Genomic DNA, 14,163 nt, shown 5'->3' on the forward strand with positions numbered 1-14,163 from the left:
AACGCGCCTCCCCGGCCTGTACATGACGCGGCCCGGCATCGCGACAAGAGAACACCTCATGGCAAACGCCCCTGGGGCCGGCGCCCCCGACCATGGCGATGAAGCGCGCCGCCTCGACGAACTTCAACGTCTTGGCCTGATGGATACACCGCCCGAGAAGCGTTTCGACGATATCACCCGGCTGACCGCGCGGGTCTTCGACGTCCCCATTGTGCTGATCACGCTGATCGACCGCCACCGCCAGTGGTTCAAGTCGCGCTTTGGCATCGATGCCTGCGGGACTTCCCGCGACAACGCCTTGTGCGCGCACGCCCTGCTCGAGCGCCAGATGCTGGTGATCGAGGACACCGCCAACGATCCGCGCTTTCGCGATCATCCCCTGGTCACCGGCACGCCCTACATCCGCTTCTACGCCGGTGCCGTCATTCGTATGGCCTCGGGCCTGCCGCTGGGCACGCTGTGCGTGATCGACCGGCACCCAAGGCACTTCGATGTCCATCAGCGCGAGATATTGCTCGATTTGGCACGCCTAGTGGAAAACGAGATCGGCGACGACGTCATCACGCGCCTCGAGCGCGTCCGTGCCGAGATCGGCACCCAGTTCGATCCGCAAACCCGGCTCGCCACGCAACAGCGCTTCCAGCAACTCATTCAGGCGCGCCTAGCGGCGTTGCCGGACAACACGGGGTTCTGTGGCGTCGCGGCCATCGATCTTTACGGCATGCGCGCAGTACGTACCCGCTTTTCGCTACAGGCCAGCAACGAAGTGCTCATGCGCGGCATCGCGCGGGTCGAGAAAGCCCTCGACGGTTTCGTCTTCGACTTGGCACGTATCGACGATCAACGCCTCGGGGTGCTGCTCTACCAGGGGGATCCCGCGCGCATGGCCGACACCATGGCGATGCTGGCCGAAACCTTGCGGGCGCCCTATCTCGCCGCCGGCAAGACCGTCACCGCCGCCGCGCGCGTGGTCTGGGCACAGGACGCCACCCAGCTCGGCCATGCCGATGACATCCTCTCCGCCCTGCAGCATACCTGCCGGCGCCTCCATAACGAGCGCGGCGATGCCCTGCTCCGTCTCGATACACCAACGTCGCTGCCACGCCTGAAGCGGCGCAACTTGCTGCGCCGCCGCACGGCCTCGGCGCTGGCCGAAGACCGCTTCCGGCTCCACTATCAGCCACAGGTCGCTATACACGGCTATCGAGTGAAAGGATTCGAGGCCTTGCTGCGCTGGCATGACAGCGAACTGGGACGCGTCAGCCCCCAGGATATCGTCGATATCAGCGAGGAAATCGATCTCGGCGATCAACTGGATACCTGGGTCCTGAAAACCGTCACCCAGCAACTGGCCACATGGCGCGACCGTGGCCACACCCTGCTACCGATATCCGTCAACGTTTCCCAAGAACAGCTCGCGCGACCCGCCTTCGCCGACTTGATCGACTCACTGCTCACACGTCACCGCCTACCCGGTCGATTGCTCAATCTGGAAGTTCTGGAACGCTCGTTGATCGACGACCCCGAGGCCATCATCGATAGCATGCAGCGTCTCAAACGCCGTGGCATGGGATTCGCCATCGATGACTTCGGTACCGGCTATTCGTCGCTTTCCTACCTTATGCGGATCCCGTTCGACACACTCAAGATCGACAAGAGCTTCATCGACCGCATCTGCGACGATCCACGCGTAGCTTCGCTGGTGCACTCGATCGTCTCGCTGGGGCGCGATGCCGGCATGCAGGTCGTCGCCGAGGGCGTGGAAAACATCGCCCAGGTCACGCTACTGCGCGACTTCCACTGCCACAGCATACAGGGCCATGTTTTCTCCATCGCCCTGACGGCCCCCCATGCCGAAGCACTGTTGGCGGCCACTGCCAGAAAACGTCATCACTCCCCGAGTGACTCGTCCAGCTCACCGGGAGCGGTGTGACGCACGTCGAGCCCCTTGACCAGATAAATGACGTGTTCAGCCAGATTGTCGGCATGATCGCCGACCCGCTCCAGAGCCCGCAGGATCGTCATCACGCTGAGAATGGACGTAATGGCGCGCGGATCTTCCATCATGAAGGTCACCAACGAGCGCGTGGCCGTGGTGTATTCATTGTCGACCGACTCGTCCTCGTGGAGCACTTCCAGCGCCAGCCGCGTATCGAAGCGCGCGAACGAGGTCAGCGCGTCGCGCAGCATCTTGCGCACGTGCTCGCTCAGGTGGCGAATCTCGACCATACCCCGCGAATGGCGGTCCGACTCGATGAGCGTCAACGCATTGCGTGCGATTTTGTTGGCCTCGTCGCCGACCCGCTCGAGATCGGAGGTAGCGCGGATGACCGCCAGCACCAAGCGTAGATCGGAGGCCGCCGGCTGCCGGCGTGCCAGCACCCGGGTGCATTCCTCGTCGATCTGGATTTGCATGTCGTTGACGGCGTTATCGCTATCGCGCACGCGCTCGGCGGTTCGACTATCGCCCTCGAGCAACGCCTCGACGGCATCTTGTACCTGCTTCTCGACCAGTCCGCCCATGGCCATCAACTGGGTCTTGAGCTGCTCCAGTTCCTGGTTGAACTGACGGGAAATGTGCTGGCTATGCGTCTCGTTGGTAATGTCCATGACACTGCTCCGCTTGTCGGAATCGCCGCGACTCAACCCACGCGGCCGGTGATGTAGTCTTCGGTGCGCCGTAAGCGCGGATTGGTGAACAACGTATCGGTCGGGGCGTACTCGACCAGCTCACCAGCGTGCAGAAACGCGGTGTAGTCGGACACGCGTGCCGCCTGCTGCATGTTGTGGGTGACCAGAATCAGCGTCAGTTGCGACTTCAAGCCACGAATCAGTTCCTCGATCTTGAGTGTCGAGATCGGATCCAGCGCCGAGGCCGGCTCGTCGAGCAGCAATACGTCCGGGCGCACCGCCAGGGTGCGTGCGATGACCAAACGCTGCTGCTGGCCGCCCGACAACGTCCACGCCGAGGCGTGCAGGTCCGCCTTGACCTCCTCCCAAAGCGCCGCTGACTGCAATGCCCACTCGACGATCTCATCCAGCTCGCGCTTGCGTTTGACGCCCTGCAGACGCACCCCGTAGGCGACGTTTTCATAGATCGACATGGGGAACGGGTTAGGCGTCTGAAACACCATTCCCACCCGGCGGCGCAGCTCGGCCACATCCACATCGCGGGCATGAATGTCCTGGCCCTCGAGGCGAATGCGTCCGTTCCGCGTGACCTGGTCATTGAGGTCATGCAATCGATTGAGGCCGCGCAGTAGCGTCGACTTGCCGCATCCCGAGGGCCCGATGAATGCCGTCACGCGATGACGCGGCACGCGCAGCGTCAAGTCGCGCAACGCCGGTTTTCCCTCATAGGCGAGCGACAGGGCTTCGATGTCGAAACAGCTCGACGTCGAGGGAAAATCAACCACCGCCGACGAGCGCTGGGTCTCGGCGGCGGAAAAAGACGCGGCAGACAAGAGTGACGAACCTCCTACGAATGCTCCAGTGCACGGTGACGTGCCCTGAGATGATGGCGCAAGATTATTGCAGTTAGGTTAAGCACCACGATGACGAGGACCAATAACGTCGCCGTCGCGAATACCAGCGGCATCGCCGCCTCGGTATCACGACTGGCGAAGCCAAGATCGAACAAGTGATAGCCCAGATGCATGAACTTGCTATCGAGATGCAAGTACGGAAACTCCCCATCCACGGGGATTTCCGGCGCCAGCTTGGCCACGCCCACCAGCATCAGCGGCGCTACCTCGCCGGCGGCACGGGCCACGGCCAGAATCACTCCGGTCAGCATCGACGGCAGTGCCATGGGCACCACCACCCGGCGCAGGGTTTCGAAACGCGTCGCGCCCAGCGCCAGCGAGCCCTCACGCAACGCCACGGGAACTCGCGCCAGGCCCTCTTCGGTGGCCACGATCACCACCGGCAGCGTCAACAGCGCCAACGTCAGCGAGGCCCACAGCAGCCCACCGGTGCCGAAGGTCGGCGACGGCAAACGCTCGGCGAAGAACCAGCTATCGAGGCGACCACCCAATCCGTAGACGAACACACCCAGCCCGAACACGCCGTAGACGATCGACGGCACCCCGGCCAGGTTACGCACCGCGATGCGTACCAGGCGCGTCAATGGCCCCTGGCGTGCCACCTCATTGAGATACAACGCCGCCAGCACGCCAAACGGCGTGACCACCAGCGACATCAGCATCACCATCAATAGGGTGCCGAAGATCGCCGGCCATACACCGCCTGCGGTATTGCCATCGCTCGGCGCCTCGCTGAGAAAGCGCCACACGCCGTGCCCCCAAGCCGCGAGCTTGTCGCCCACATCCATGCGATTGGGCCAGGCAATCGACGCCACCTGCGCGAACGCAACCTTAAGCTCACGTCCCTCGACATTGCGCACATAAAGCGTCGCTACTTCGGCGTCTCCCGCCAGCGCTCGACGCAAGCGGCGTTCGGCCTCGGCACCTTGCAGGCGTTCGCCGGCGGGCGTTTCCACCGCCGTCAGGCGACCGATGAAGGACCCCCAATCGCGACGCTCGGCGTACAGCAACGCCGGCGGCGTCTCGCGCGTCACGATGGCCTGCGTCTCGACCCATCGCCATACCTGACCGTCGAGGTCGCGATTGGCGGTGAAATAGCGCTCCTCGCCGGCTGCGCTGCCACGGGCGATGCCGGCAATCCGCTGGCCGTCGTCGAGGGTCAGTTGCTCGATATCGGCAGGCCAGAAATGCGCTAACCCACGTGTCACGACCAGCACCAGTAGCGCCACCACGGCCAATAGCGACAGCGCCACGCAGGCCCCGCTCAGCCATCGCCACACACCGTCACCGCCCAACCGAGGGATATTCATGCGTTACCCCCACTCATGCGTCACCCCCATAGCGTCGATACCGCCGCTTGAGCCGCCAGCGCACCATTTCCGCCAGCGTGTTAACGACGAAGGTGAACACGAACAGCAAGAGCGCCCCGAGCAGCAGCAGGCGATAATGGGTGCCGCCCACCGCCGCCTCGGGTAATTCGATGGCCAGGTTGGCGGCCAGCGAGCGCAGGCCCTCGAAGAGGCTCGGCGACATCAGCGGCGTATTGCCGGTGACCATCAGCACGATCATGGTTTCCCCTACCGCGCGCCCCGCGCCGATCATGACCGCGGAGAGAATCCCCGGCGCGGCAGCGGGCAACTGCACCCGCCACAGCGTCTGCGCCCGTGTCGCGCCCAACGCCAAAGAGCCTTCCGCCAGGGGACGAGGCACGCCAGAAAGCGCTTCCTCGGCCAGCGAATACAGCGTGGGAATGATCGCCAGCCCCATGGCCATGCCGACGATCAGCGCATTGCGTTGCGCGTAGTCCCAGCCCCACTGCTGGTGCATCCAGGCACGCAGATCGCCGCCGAACCACCACGCCTCGAGCCACGGCGAGAGACTCAGCGCCGCCCAGCACAGCAGCGCCAGGGGCACCATCAGTCCTACTCCGGCACTGATAGGGGGTAGACGCGGTCCCCAGCGTCGAGACAGCATCCGCCACAGCCAACCGCACGCCACGCTGCCCAGTGGCACGCACACGAAAAGCGCCAGGGTGCCGGCGAGATGGCGCTCGACGAAAGGCGCCACGAACAACCCCGCGACAAAGCCGATGACCACGCCGGGCAATGCTTCCATCAACTCGATGGCGGGTTTGAGACGCGCACGCTGCCGCCGTGACATATAACAGGCGCTATGCACCGCAGCTCCCAGCGCCAGCGGCACGGCGAACACCATGGCCCAAGCCGCCGCCTTGAGTGTGCCCCACGCCAGTGGCACCAGGCTGTATTGCGGCTCTTCATCCCCGGTGACGGCTGCCGCCCAGCGCCACTGGGCATCGCTGTGGCCTTCATAGGTCAGCGGCATCCATAGCGTCGCTGGACTCACCGCGGCATGCGGTGCCTCGATCGCCAGACGTTGGAGCGCCCCCGTCGCATCTAGCCACATCACTTGTGTGCCTTGCGCGTTAATCGACACGGCCGGCGGCGGCGTGGCCTCGGGTGCCTGCCCCTGCCAGCGCTGGCCGCTCAGGGATTGATAGAGCCCCAAGCGGCCGCTGTCGTCCAGCGCCAACCACAGGCGCTGCCGGGGCAGCGCGATCAAGCGTCGAATGGCAGCATCGCCCAAGGCCGTGTAGGACGTTTCGGCCACTTGCCAGCCCGTGGCATCGGGGGAGAGTCGCCACCGGCGCAGCCCGCCTTGGGCATCGCCGACGATCAGCGTGCGCCCGCCTTGCAGGAAGCCCAACGCCGTCACCGGCGCCTGGGTTTCGGTGCGCGCCAACGCCTTGCCACCGCCGTCGGGAGACAGTTGCCACAGCGTCAATTGCGTGCCTTGGGTCATGGCCAGGCGGCCCGCGTGGCCCAGTGCGATATGCTCGGCCGTCTCCGGTACCAAGAGACGCCGCGTGGCCTCACCGGTATGCCACAGGGCCGCCACCTTGCCTTGGGTATCGCGCCCTGCCAGTACCCAGCCCTGGGCCGCATGACGCAGTGTCAGCGCCACCACACCCCGGGCCTCGAACAGGCGCATGGTAGAGGCCTGGGCCCATCGCAACCGCCCACTATCATCGCGGGGCACCAGACGCACCTCGCCGTTGCCCAATCCCAGGGCCAACGGCTGTGTCTTGCCCGACTCGGCTACCGACGCGATCGTGGTGTCGGTGGTCAGCGTCGCAATCTCGCCCTCGGCGTCGCGCAGATGCCCATCTCGCGTCAACCAACGCGTGCCGTCATCGGCCAGCCAGACGGCGTGAATCGCGCCGTCGTCGGCAGCCGAGGGGGCGGCGTCGATATCCACTTCGGCGCCGTCGAAAAGCGGCAGCACGGCCAGCGTCAGATACACACCGATGGCCAGCACCGCAACCACCACGCCGATACCGCTGGCGGCGATCACCCCGGTCGCCAGACGGTCGAGACGCTGACGCAGGCGACGATTCGGGCGAGGCGGGGCAGTGGAGGGTTCAGTCATCGGCGAGCCCGGCGGCGAAGCATTGCCTTGCAATGAAGTGAGACCATCAGATTACGTCAGTTTGATGACGATTGCGTGACACCGGCAAGGGATGGCAACCGCAATGCTCGCCTGGCGGCGGCCAAGCGCGGTTCAGGCAACGGCACGAAACCTTGCCGGGCGACCACCGCCTGACCTTCGGGCGAAAGCACTAGATCGAAGAAGGCCCGTTCCAGGGCCGGCAAGCGTTCCTCCGGGGCCAGATTGACGTATACATACAAGGGGCGAGTCAGCGGATAGCGCCCACTGACGACGTTGTCCTGCGTGGGCAGACGCGGCGTGCCCTCATCATCACGCAGCGCCAGCACCTTGACCATCGCGGTGGGATAGCCAAGGCCAGCATAGCCGATCGCCTCGCGGGAACGGCCGACCGCCGCCACCACCGCCGAGGAGCCCGGCAGTTCATTGACGTCACGGCGGAAATTGCCGCCGCACAAGGCCTCTCGCTTGAAAAGTGCATGCGACCCGGAGGCTGTGTTGCGACCGAAGCGGGCCACCGGGCGTGAGGCCCAGTCGCCGTCGAGCCCCAGCGCACCCCAGCGTCGGATAGCGGGCGTTTGATCGCAGAAGCGCGTATCGGCGAACAGCGCCTCGACCTGCGCCAATGACAGCGAGGTCAGCGGATTGTCGCGATGCACGAACAGCGTCAGCGCGTCCAGTGCCACCGGCACCGCCACCGGCGGATGGCCCTGGCGGGCGATGAAGTCGGCGCGCTCGGCCTCGGTCATGGGCCGTGACATCGCGCCGATACGCGTCACTCCTTCGGCCAGCGCCGGCGGCGCCGTCCCCGAGCCCGAGGCCTGTACCTGCAAGCGCACCTCGGGATGGCGCGCGCTGAGTCGTTCGCCCCATTGCGTCATCAAACCGCCCAGCGTATCCGAGCCGACCGTGCCCAGTGTGCCGCTCAACGGCGCCGCCATCGCCATCATCGGCAACAGCAACGCCCCCAGAGTCATCGCCACGCGACACCGCCTGTTCACTGTGCCGCACCGGCCTGTTCGCTTTTTACTTATCAACGCTTTCGCCCCCGTTGTCACGCCTGTCCCGCCGCGATACACCTTGCCGGGCGACTGGTCGTCGAGGCCCAGCGGCGTTTACTATGAGATGGTTGCAACGGCACACGCTAATCTCGACAACAACAATGCTCGACAACCACGATGCTCGATAACAACAATCGCCAGGACCCACACCATGCATGAACTCGACGATATTCCCACCCCGCAGGGCGAACTCACGCTCAAGCTGGTCACCCGGCGCCAGGACACCAACCTTTATGGCGACATTCCCGGCGGTTGGCTCATCGCACAGATGGACCAGGCCGCCGAGCTCGCCGCGGGGCGCCTGGCAAGCGGCCGAACCGCCACGGTCGCCACCGAGAGCATGGATTTCCTGTGCCCGGTGCGGGTCGGCGCGATGGTCAATATCTTCACCCAAATCAGTGAGGTCGGGCGCAGCTCGATCAAGGTCGATGTCGAGGTGTGGATTCGCCCACCACACGAGCGCAGTCCCGAGGAGCGCTACAAGGTCACCGAAGCGCGTTTCGTGATGGTGGCGCTGGACGACAACGGCCGCATACGCCCCGTCCCCGAAGCGTAAAGGGCCTATCGTGAACCGTTACGACGAGCCGTTGCCGCCGCGCCGCACCAGCCAGTAACTCAGGCCCAGTGCCAGCACTGCGGCGGCCAGGGCCACGATTTTCAAGGGCTCTATGGTTTCCATGTCCATGACCATGAATTTACGGACCAGCGCCATGATCGCGATCAGCACCACGATCTCGACCTGGATGAAGCCGCCACGCCCTTCCATGGTGCGCACGATGGAATTGTTGAACTCCATGGCGATCAGCACCGTGAGAATCATGTCGAACACTGCCTGGAAGACGCGGTAATCGAACGGATCGCGGGTCTGCACGAACAACAACTCGACCACGTGAACGACCAGATAATACAGCGCCACCAGTACCACGAAGCCGATCGCCACCGTCAGGACCAGCGAGACCAGGCGCTCGAAACGTTGATAGCCGGAAAGCTGCGACCACTGATCCATCAACTCGGGAAACCACTTCTTCATCGTTGCGTCTCGTTTATGTTGTGCTTACGACTCATAACGGCGTCAGCTTGGCGAATCCCAGCACCAACCATTTGTCGCCCTCGTCCTCGAAACTGATGTGCACGCGCGCTCTGGCGCCTTCGCCCTCGGCATTGATGATCACACCCTCGCCGAAGACCGGATGACTGACCCGCTGCCCCAGGCTCAACGACGGCTGATCGTCATCGCTCGAGACGCTCTGCTGCTGGGAGAGGCCGCGGTTCGGCCGCGTGGAAACCGGTCGCGAGACCTGGCCACGCAAACGCACCTCCTCGAGCAACGACTCGGGCAACTCATGCAAAAAGCGCGACGGCCGCGAGAAGGTTTCCTTGCCATGCAGGCGACGGATCTCGGCATGCGTCAGATACAGCTTACGCATGGCGCGGGTCACCCCGACATAGCACAGCCGGCGTTCTTCCTCGAGGCGTCCCGGTTCCTCCAGCGACATCTTGTGCGGGAACAAGCCCTCCTCGACACCGGCGACGAACACCACCGGGAACTCCAGCCCCTTGGCCGAGTGCAGCGTCATCAGTTGCACGCTGTCCTCGAAATCGTCCGCCTCGTGATCGCCGGCATTGAGCGCCGCCTCGGCCAGGAACGGCTCCAGCGCCGCCGCGCCCTCGCCGACTTCCTGCAACGAGAAGGGATCGCCCTGGGCGAAGTTGCGCGCCGCGTTGATCAATTCCTCGAGGTTCTCGACACGCGCCTGGCCTTTCTCGCCTTTTTCGTTGCGGTGATGCTCGAGCAACCCGGTGGTGTGCAGGACATGTTCGATCAGTTCATGCAGCGCCATGCCGGCGGTATCGTTGTCGAGGCGCTCGATCAGCTCCGAAAATGCCGAGAGCGCACTTGCCGCGCGCCCCTTGAGCAGCCCCTCACTGAGACTATCGTGCAGCGCCTGCCACAGCGATATTCCTTGGGTACGCGCCCGCTCGCGCAGCACCTCTACGGTGCGCGTACCGATACCGCGTGCCGGCACGTTGATCACGCGCTCCAGCGAGGCATCGTCGTCACGCGTCAGCGTCAATCTGAGATAGGCCAGGGCGTTCTTGATCTCGAGACGCTCGTAGAAGCGTTGGCCACCGTAGATGCGATAAGGCACGCCACTGCGGATCAGTGCCTCCTCGAGCACCCGGGACTGGGCGTTGGAACGATAGAGAATCGCGATGTCATGCCGCGCGCTGCCCTTGTTCACTTCCTCGTTGAGGGTATCGACGATGAAGCGGGCCTCGTCGAGGTCGTTGAAACCGGCATAGACCGAGATCGGTTCACCGTGAACGCCATCGGTCCACAGCTCCTTGCCCATGCGCCCGGCGTTATGGCTGATCAGCGTGTTCGCGGCCTCGAGAATCGCGCTCGTCGAGCGATAGTTCTGCTCCAGACGCACCGTGGTGGTCGCGGGAAACTCCTCGGCGAAGCGCCGGATGTTCTCGACCTTGGCCCCGCGCCAGCCATAGATCGACTGATCGTCGTCGCCGACCACGGTCATGCCCGCGCGATCGCCGGCGAGCAACTTGAGCCAGGCGTACTGCAAGGTATTGGTATCCTGGAACTCGTCGACCAACAGATGACCGAAACGCTCGCGATAATGCGCCAGCAACGCCGGGTTGTCGCGCAGAAGCTCCAGGCCACGCAGCAGCAATTCACCGAAGTCGACCAGACCGGCGCGTTCACAAGCTAGTTGATAGCGCTCGTAGAGCTCGACCATCTGGCCCATGTAGGCATCGCCATGGGTCTGGACCTGATGGGCGCGCAACCCCTCTTCCTTGCAGCCGCCGATGAAGTATTGCACCTGCTTGGGCGGGAAGCGCTCAGCATCGATGCGATGGTCCTTGAGCAAGCGCTTGACCAGGCGCAGTTGATCGTCGCTGTCGATGATTTGGAAATGCTGAGGCAGGTGCGCGTCATGCCAATGGGTGCGTAGCAAGCGGTGTGCGATGGAGTGGAACGTGCCCACCCACATGTTGCGCAACGACACCCCCAGCAGCGCCTCGAGACGCGTGCGCATCTCGCGCGCCGCCTTGTTGGTGAAGGTCACGGCGAGAATCGCGTAGGGCGACAGTCCCTCGACCTGCAATAACCAGGCGATACGATGTACCAGGACACGCGTCTTGCCCGAGCCGGCACCGGCCAGCACCAGCAAATTGCCCTGTGGATGGCTCACGGCCTCGCGCTGGGCCGTATTCAGCGAGTCGAGTAGCGGCGAAACGTCGCCCGGCGAAACGTCGTCCATGGATCACGTATCTTGGCATTGCGAAATGAGCGCACAGCTTAGCACAAGCGGTCTCGGCTTCGGTCGCTCGCGATCCGCCAGCCGGCTAGGGGTCTTCGTCGGCGTCGGGATAGCGCAACGGGACCAGGCTTTTCTTCACCGATTGGAGTTGCTCGGCCAGCTTGGGCCCACGTGTCTTGGCCACGCCCACGGCGAGCACGTCGACGATCACCAGATGCGCCACGCGCGAGCTCATCGGGGTGTAGATTTCGGTGTCCTCATGCACGTCGATATAAAGCGGCAGGGTGACTTCGCTGGCCAGCGGCGAGTCGCTGGGGCATAAGCCGATCACCGTGGCGCCGGTCTCGCGGGCCAGACGCACGCTGGCCACCAGCGCCCGGGTGCGTCCGGTCTGCGAGATGGCGACCACCACGTCGCGAGGCGTCAGCGTCACCGCCGACATATTCTGCATGTGCGGGTCGGAATAAGCCGCAGTGGATATCTGCAGGCGGAAGAACTTGTGCTGGGCATCGAAGGCCACCGCGCCCGAGGCGCCGAAACCGTAGAACTCCACACGATTGGCCATGGCCAGGGCGTTGACCGCCTTGCCCAGCGCGGCGTGATCGAGCCGATCGCGCACCGAGAGCAGCGTACCCACGGTGGAGTCGAAAATGTTGTGGGCAAATTCGGCGACGCTGTCACTATCGTTCATCGAGAATTGCGCGAACTGACTGCCCGTGGCCAGCATCTGCGCGAGCCTGAGCTTGAAGTCCTGGAAGCCATTGCACCCTAGCGCACGGCAGAAACGCACCACAGTGGGCTCGCTGACCTTGGCTTCGGTGGCCAGATCGACGATGCGCATGTGGATAACATCCTCGGGATGGCGCAATACGAAGCGCGCCACCTTCTGCTCGGAGCGCCGAAAGTGCTCCATGCGGCGTCTCATCTCGTCGAACAGGGCACTGCTCATGATGGCGCGACTCCTTGGCTGACCAACAACGACGTGAAAACAGATTCGATTCTAGTATGCCGCAGACGTTGAAGGGAGAAAAAACGCCCGTTTCATCCTTGACGTCATAATTCTGTCAAGTGCGTTATAGTAAGAATGTCAAGCGGAACCCGGTTAAATGACAATAAGACAGTCATAAGCACGATTGGGAGATTCGATATGCGCGATGCCGCACATCTTCAATCCTTGAAAAGCGAGCTTCTAGACATTCATATGAGCCTGGAAATGCTCGAACATGAGCAACGCAAAAAGAGCGCTGCAACACGCTATCTGCGGGCACGACGCGGCATTGAGCTGCATCAGGAATTCAAGCGCCTGGAGCGTGATATCGTCGATTATGACGACTGGCAATAAATAGGCACGCGATGCACGAAGAGATATCCCGTGCATCGTGTGCCTGGAAGGGCTTTCCAAGCCCGGCGCGGGCTCTATTCGCCCACGCCGGGTAACGCTCAGAGGCTGCTGACGAAGACGATCACCACGCCGATGGGCGCGATGAAACGTACCGCCACGCGCCACAGGGCGAAGGCGCCATCGCTCATGTTGAGCTGCGAGCGCAGTTCGTCGCGCCCCATGAACCAGCCCACGAACATCACGGTCGCCAAGCCGGTCAGCGGCAGCAGCAGCTTGCTGGTGACATAATCGAGCAAGTCGAAGAGGGTCATGCCGGCGAACTTGTCGAACATGCCCAGCGGCGCGAAATCACCCCAGATGTTGAACGACAGCACCGTGGCCAGCCCCAGGGCCCAGGTCGCCAGCCCCGCGACGATGGTCGAGCCCACGCGCGACAGCGGCGAGCGTTCCTCGATCCATTCCACCAGCGGCTCCAGTAGCGAGATCGCGGAGGTCCACGCCGCGAACACCAGCAGCACGAAGAACAGCAACCCGAACAGCCAACCACCGGCCATGTTGCCGAACGCCAGCGGTAGGGTCTGGAAGATCAGACCCGGGCCCGCAGCCGCATCCAGCCCATTGGCGAACACGATGGGGAAAATGGCCAGTCCCGCAAGCAGGGCGATGACAGTATCCATGACCACGACGATGAGCGCCGAGCGACCGATGTTGACGTCATCGGAGAGATACGAGCCATACGCCATCATGATGCCCATGCCCAGGCTCAGGGTGAAGAAGGCATGCCCCAGCGCAGCGAGAATGCCGTCACGGGTGATCTTGGAGAAGTCCGGCGTAAACAGGTAAGCCGCCCCTTCGGCGAAAGCGCCGGTCGTCGCGGCATAACCCACGAGCAATACCAGCAGCACCGCCAGCGCCGGCATCAGCGTCTTCGCCGCACGCTCCAGGCCACCGGCAACGCCTCCCACCACGACACCGATCGTCATGATCATGAATAGGCTATGCCAGAGCAGCAATTCCACGGGGCTTGCCAGCAGATTGCCGAACAAGGTGCCAACGCTATCGTTATCCAGTCCGCTGAAGGTGTCGACGACGGCCATGCGAATGTAGGCCAGCGCCCAACCACCGATCACGCTATAGAACGAGAGGATCAAATACGCGCCGAGAATCCCGGCCACGCCGATCAACACCCAGGCACGGCTACGCTTGAGACGCCGTGTGATGTCGCCCATCGTCGAGATGGGGTTCTTCTGGCCCAGGCGTCCGAGCAGCCATTCGGACATCAGCATCGGCAAGCCGACCAGGAAGATGCAGATCAGATACACCAGAACGAAAGCGCCACCCCCGCTTTCGCCGGTCATGTAGGGGAATTTCCAGATATTGCCCAGGCCGACCGACGAGCCGACGGCGGCCAGCACGAAGGCCATCCGGGAGGACCACTGCGCGTGCGAATGAGACTTGTAAGACATTGC

Annotated in this window: 12 protein-coding genes; 3 read left to right on the forward strand and 9 right to left on the reverse strand. The window is 63.5% G+C overall.

Annotation, left to right across the window (positions count from 1 at the left end; translation table 11 throughout):
- Positions 1-58 precede the first annotated feature (58 nt).
- A complete protein-coding gene (locus OP494_RS06085; RefSeq protein ID WP_280539827.1) occupies positions 59-1,933 on the forward strand; it encodes a GGDEF and EAL domain-containing protein in 1,875 nt (624 codons plus the stop codon).
- Here the strand turns inward: OP494_RS06085 and phoU are convergent.
- From phoU to OP494_RS06110, 5 genes are all read right to left on the reverse strand, one after another.
- A complete protein-coding gene (phoU, locus tag OP494_RS06090) occupies positions 1,891-2,610 on the reverse strand; it encodes a phosphate signaling complex protein PhoU (protein WP_280539828.1) in 720 nt (239 codons plus the stop codon). The two genes, OP494_RS06085 and phoU, sit on opposite strands and share 43 nt — an antisense overlap.
- 32 nt (positions 2,611-2,642) lie before the next feature.
- Entirely contained in the window at positions 2,643-3,416 is a 774-nt protein-coding gene (gene pstB / locus OP494_RS06095) for a phosphate ABC transporter ATP-binding protein PstB (RefSeq protein WP_280539969.1), read from the reverse strand.
- 62 nt (positions 3,417-3,478) lie between these two features.
- A complete protein-coding gene (pstA, locus tag OP494_RS06100; protein ID WP_280539830.1) occupies positions 3,479-4,855 on the reverse strand; it encodes a phosphate ABC transporter permease PstA in 1,377 nt (458 codons plus the stop codon).
- 13 nt (positions 4,856-4,868) lie between these two features.
- On the reverse strand, positions 4,869-6,992 hold the full coding sequence (locus OP494_RS06105; RefSeq protein WP_280539831.1) for an ABC transporter permease subunit: 2,124 nt from the start codon (positions 6,990-6,992) through the stop codon (positions 4,869-4,871).
- A 56-nt stretch (positions 6,993-7,048) separates the two neighbouring features.
- Complete coding sequence (locus OP494_RS06110; RefSeq protein WP_280539970.1) at positions 7,049-7,987, reverse strand: phosphate ABC transporter substrate-binding protein; 939 nt, start codon at positions 7,985-7,987, stop codon at positions 7,049-7,051.
- A gap of 235 nt (positions 7,988-8,222) precedes the next feature.
- Between OP494_RS06110 and OP494_RS06115 the strand changes: the two genes are divergently transcribed.
- A complete protein-coding gene (locus OP494_RS06115; protein ID WP_280539832.1) occupies positions 8,223-8,627 on the forward strand; it encodes an acyl-CoA thioesterase in 405 nt (134 codons plus the stop codon).
- Positions 8,628-8,645: 18 nt separating this feature from the next.
- Here OP494_RS06115 and OP494_RS06120 read toward each other — a convergent pair whose 3' ends face one another.
- From OP494_RS06120 to hexR, 3 genes are all read right to left on the reverse strand, one after another.
- Positions 8,646-9,101, reverse strand: a complete 456-nt coding sequence (locus tag OP494_RS06120) for a phosphate-starvation-inducible PsiE family protein (RefSeq protein WP_280539833.1) — start codon at positions 9,099-9,101, stop codon at positions 8,646-8,648.
- A 31-nt stretch (positions 9,102-9,132) separates the two neighbouring features.
- Entirely contained in the window at positions 9,133-11,352 is a 2,220-nt protein-coding gene (uvrD, locus tag OP494_RS06125; RefSeq protein ID WP_280539834.1) for a DNA helicase II, read from the reverse strand.
- 85 nt (positions 11,353-11,437) lie between these two features.
- A complete protein-coding gene (gene hexR, locus OP494_RS06130; RefSeq protein ID WP_280539835.1) occupies positions 11,438-12,301 on the reverse strand; it encodes a transcriptional regulator HexR in 864 nt (287 codons plus the stop codon).
- A 198-nt stretch (positions 12,302-12,499) separates the two neighbouring features.
- On the opposite strand from hexR, the gene OP494_RS06135 reads away from it, so the two are divergent.
- Entirely contained in the window at positions 12,500-12,694 is a 195-nt protein-coding gene (locus OP494_RS06135; RefSeq protein ID WP_040240300.1) for a hypothetical protein, read from the forward strand.
- Positions 12,695-12,792: 98 nt separating this feature from the next.
- On the opposite strand, the gene OP494_RS06140 is transcribed toward OP494_RS06135, so the two are convergent.
- Positions 12,793-14,160 carry a sodium-dependent transporter gene (locus OP494_RS06140; protein ID WP_280539836.1) on the reverse strand — a complete coding sequence of 456 codons (1,368 nt, stop codon included), beginning with the start codon at positions 14,158-14,160 and terminating at the stop codon, positions 12,793-12,795.
- Between the last annotated feature and the right edge of the window lie 3 nt (positions 14,161-14,163).

It is taken from the genome of Chromohalobacter sp. 11-W (assembly GCF_029889905.1).
Taxonomy (GTDB): domain Bacteria; phylum Pseudomonadota; class Gammaproteobacteria; order Pseudomonadales; family Halomonadaceae; genus Chromohalobacter.

Bases quoted from the DNA above. Each gene is read 5' to 3' on its own strand.
- OP494_RS06115 (WP_280539832.1), top strand. From the start codon at position 8,223: ATGCATGAACTCGACGATATTCCCACCCCGCAGGGCGAACTCACGCTC.
- pstA (WP_280539830.1), bottom strand. From the start codon at position 4,855: ATGAATATCCCTCGGTTGGGCGGTGACGGTGTGTGGCGATGGCTGAGC.
- OP494_RS06110 (WP_280539970.1), bottom strand. From the start codon at position 7,987: ATGACTCTGGGGGCGTTGCTGTTGCCGATGATGGCGATGGCGGCGCCG.
- phoU (WP_280539828.1), bottom strand. From the start codon at position 2,610: ATGGACATTACCAACGAGACGCATAGCCAGCACATTTCCCGTCAGTTC.
- uvrD (WP_280539834.1), bottom strand. From the start codon at position 11,352: ATGGACGACGTTTCGCCGGGCGACGTTTCGCCGCTACTCGACTCGCTG.
- OP494_RS06120 (WP_280539833.1), bottom strand. From the start codon at position 9,101: ATGAAGAAGTGGTTTCCCGAGTTGATGGATCAGTGGTCGCAGCTTTCC.
- OP494_RS06105 (WP_280539831.1), bottom strand. From the start codon at position 6,992: ATGACTGAACCCTCCACTGCCCCGCCTCGCCCGAATCGTCGCCTGCGT.
- OP494_RS06085 (WP_280539827.1), top strand. From the start codon at position 59: ATGGCAAACGCCCCTGGGGCCGGCGCCCCCGACCATGGCGATGAAGCG.
- OP494_RS06140 (WP_280539836.1), bottom strand. From the start codon at position 14,160: ATGTCTTACAAGTCTCATTCGCACGCGCAGTGGTCCTCCCGGATGGCC.
- OP494_RS06135 (WP_040240300.1), top strand. From the start codon at position 12,500: ATGCGCGATGCCGCACATCTTCAATCCTTGAAAAGCGAGCTTCTAGAC.
- hexR (WP_280539835.1), bottom strand. From the start codon at position 12,301: ATGAGCAGTGCCCTGTTCGACGAGATGAGACGCCGCATGGAGCACTTT.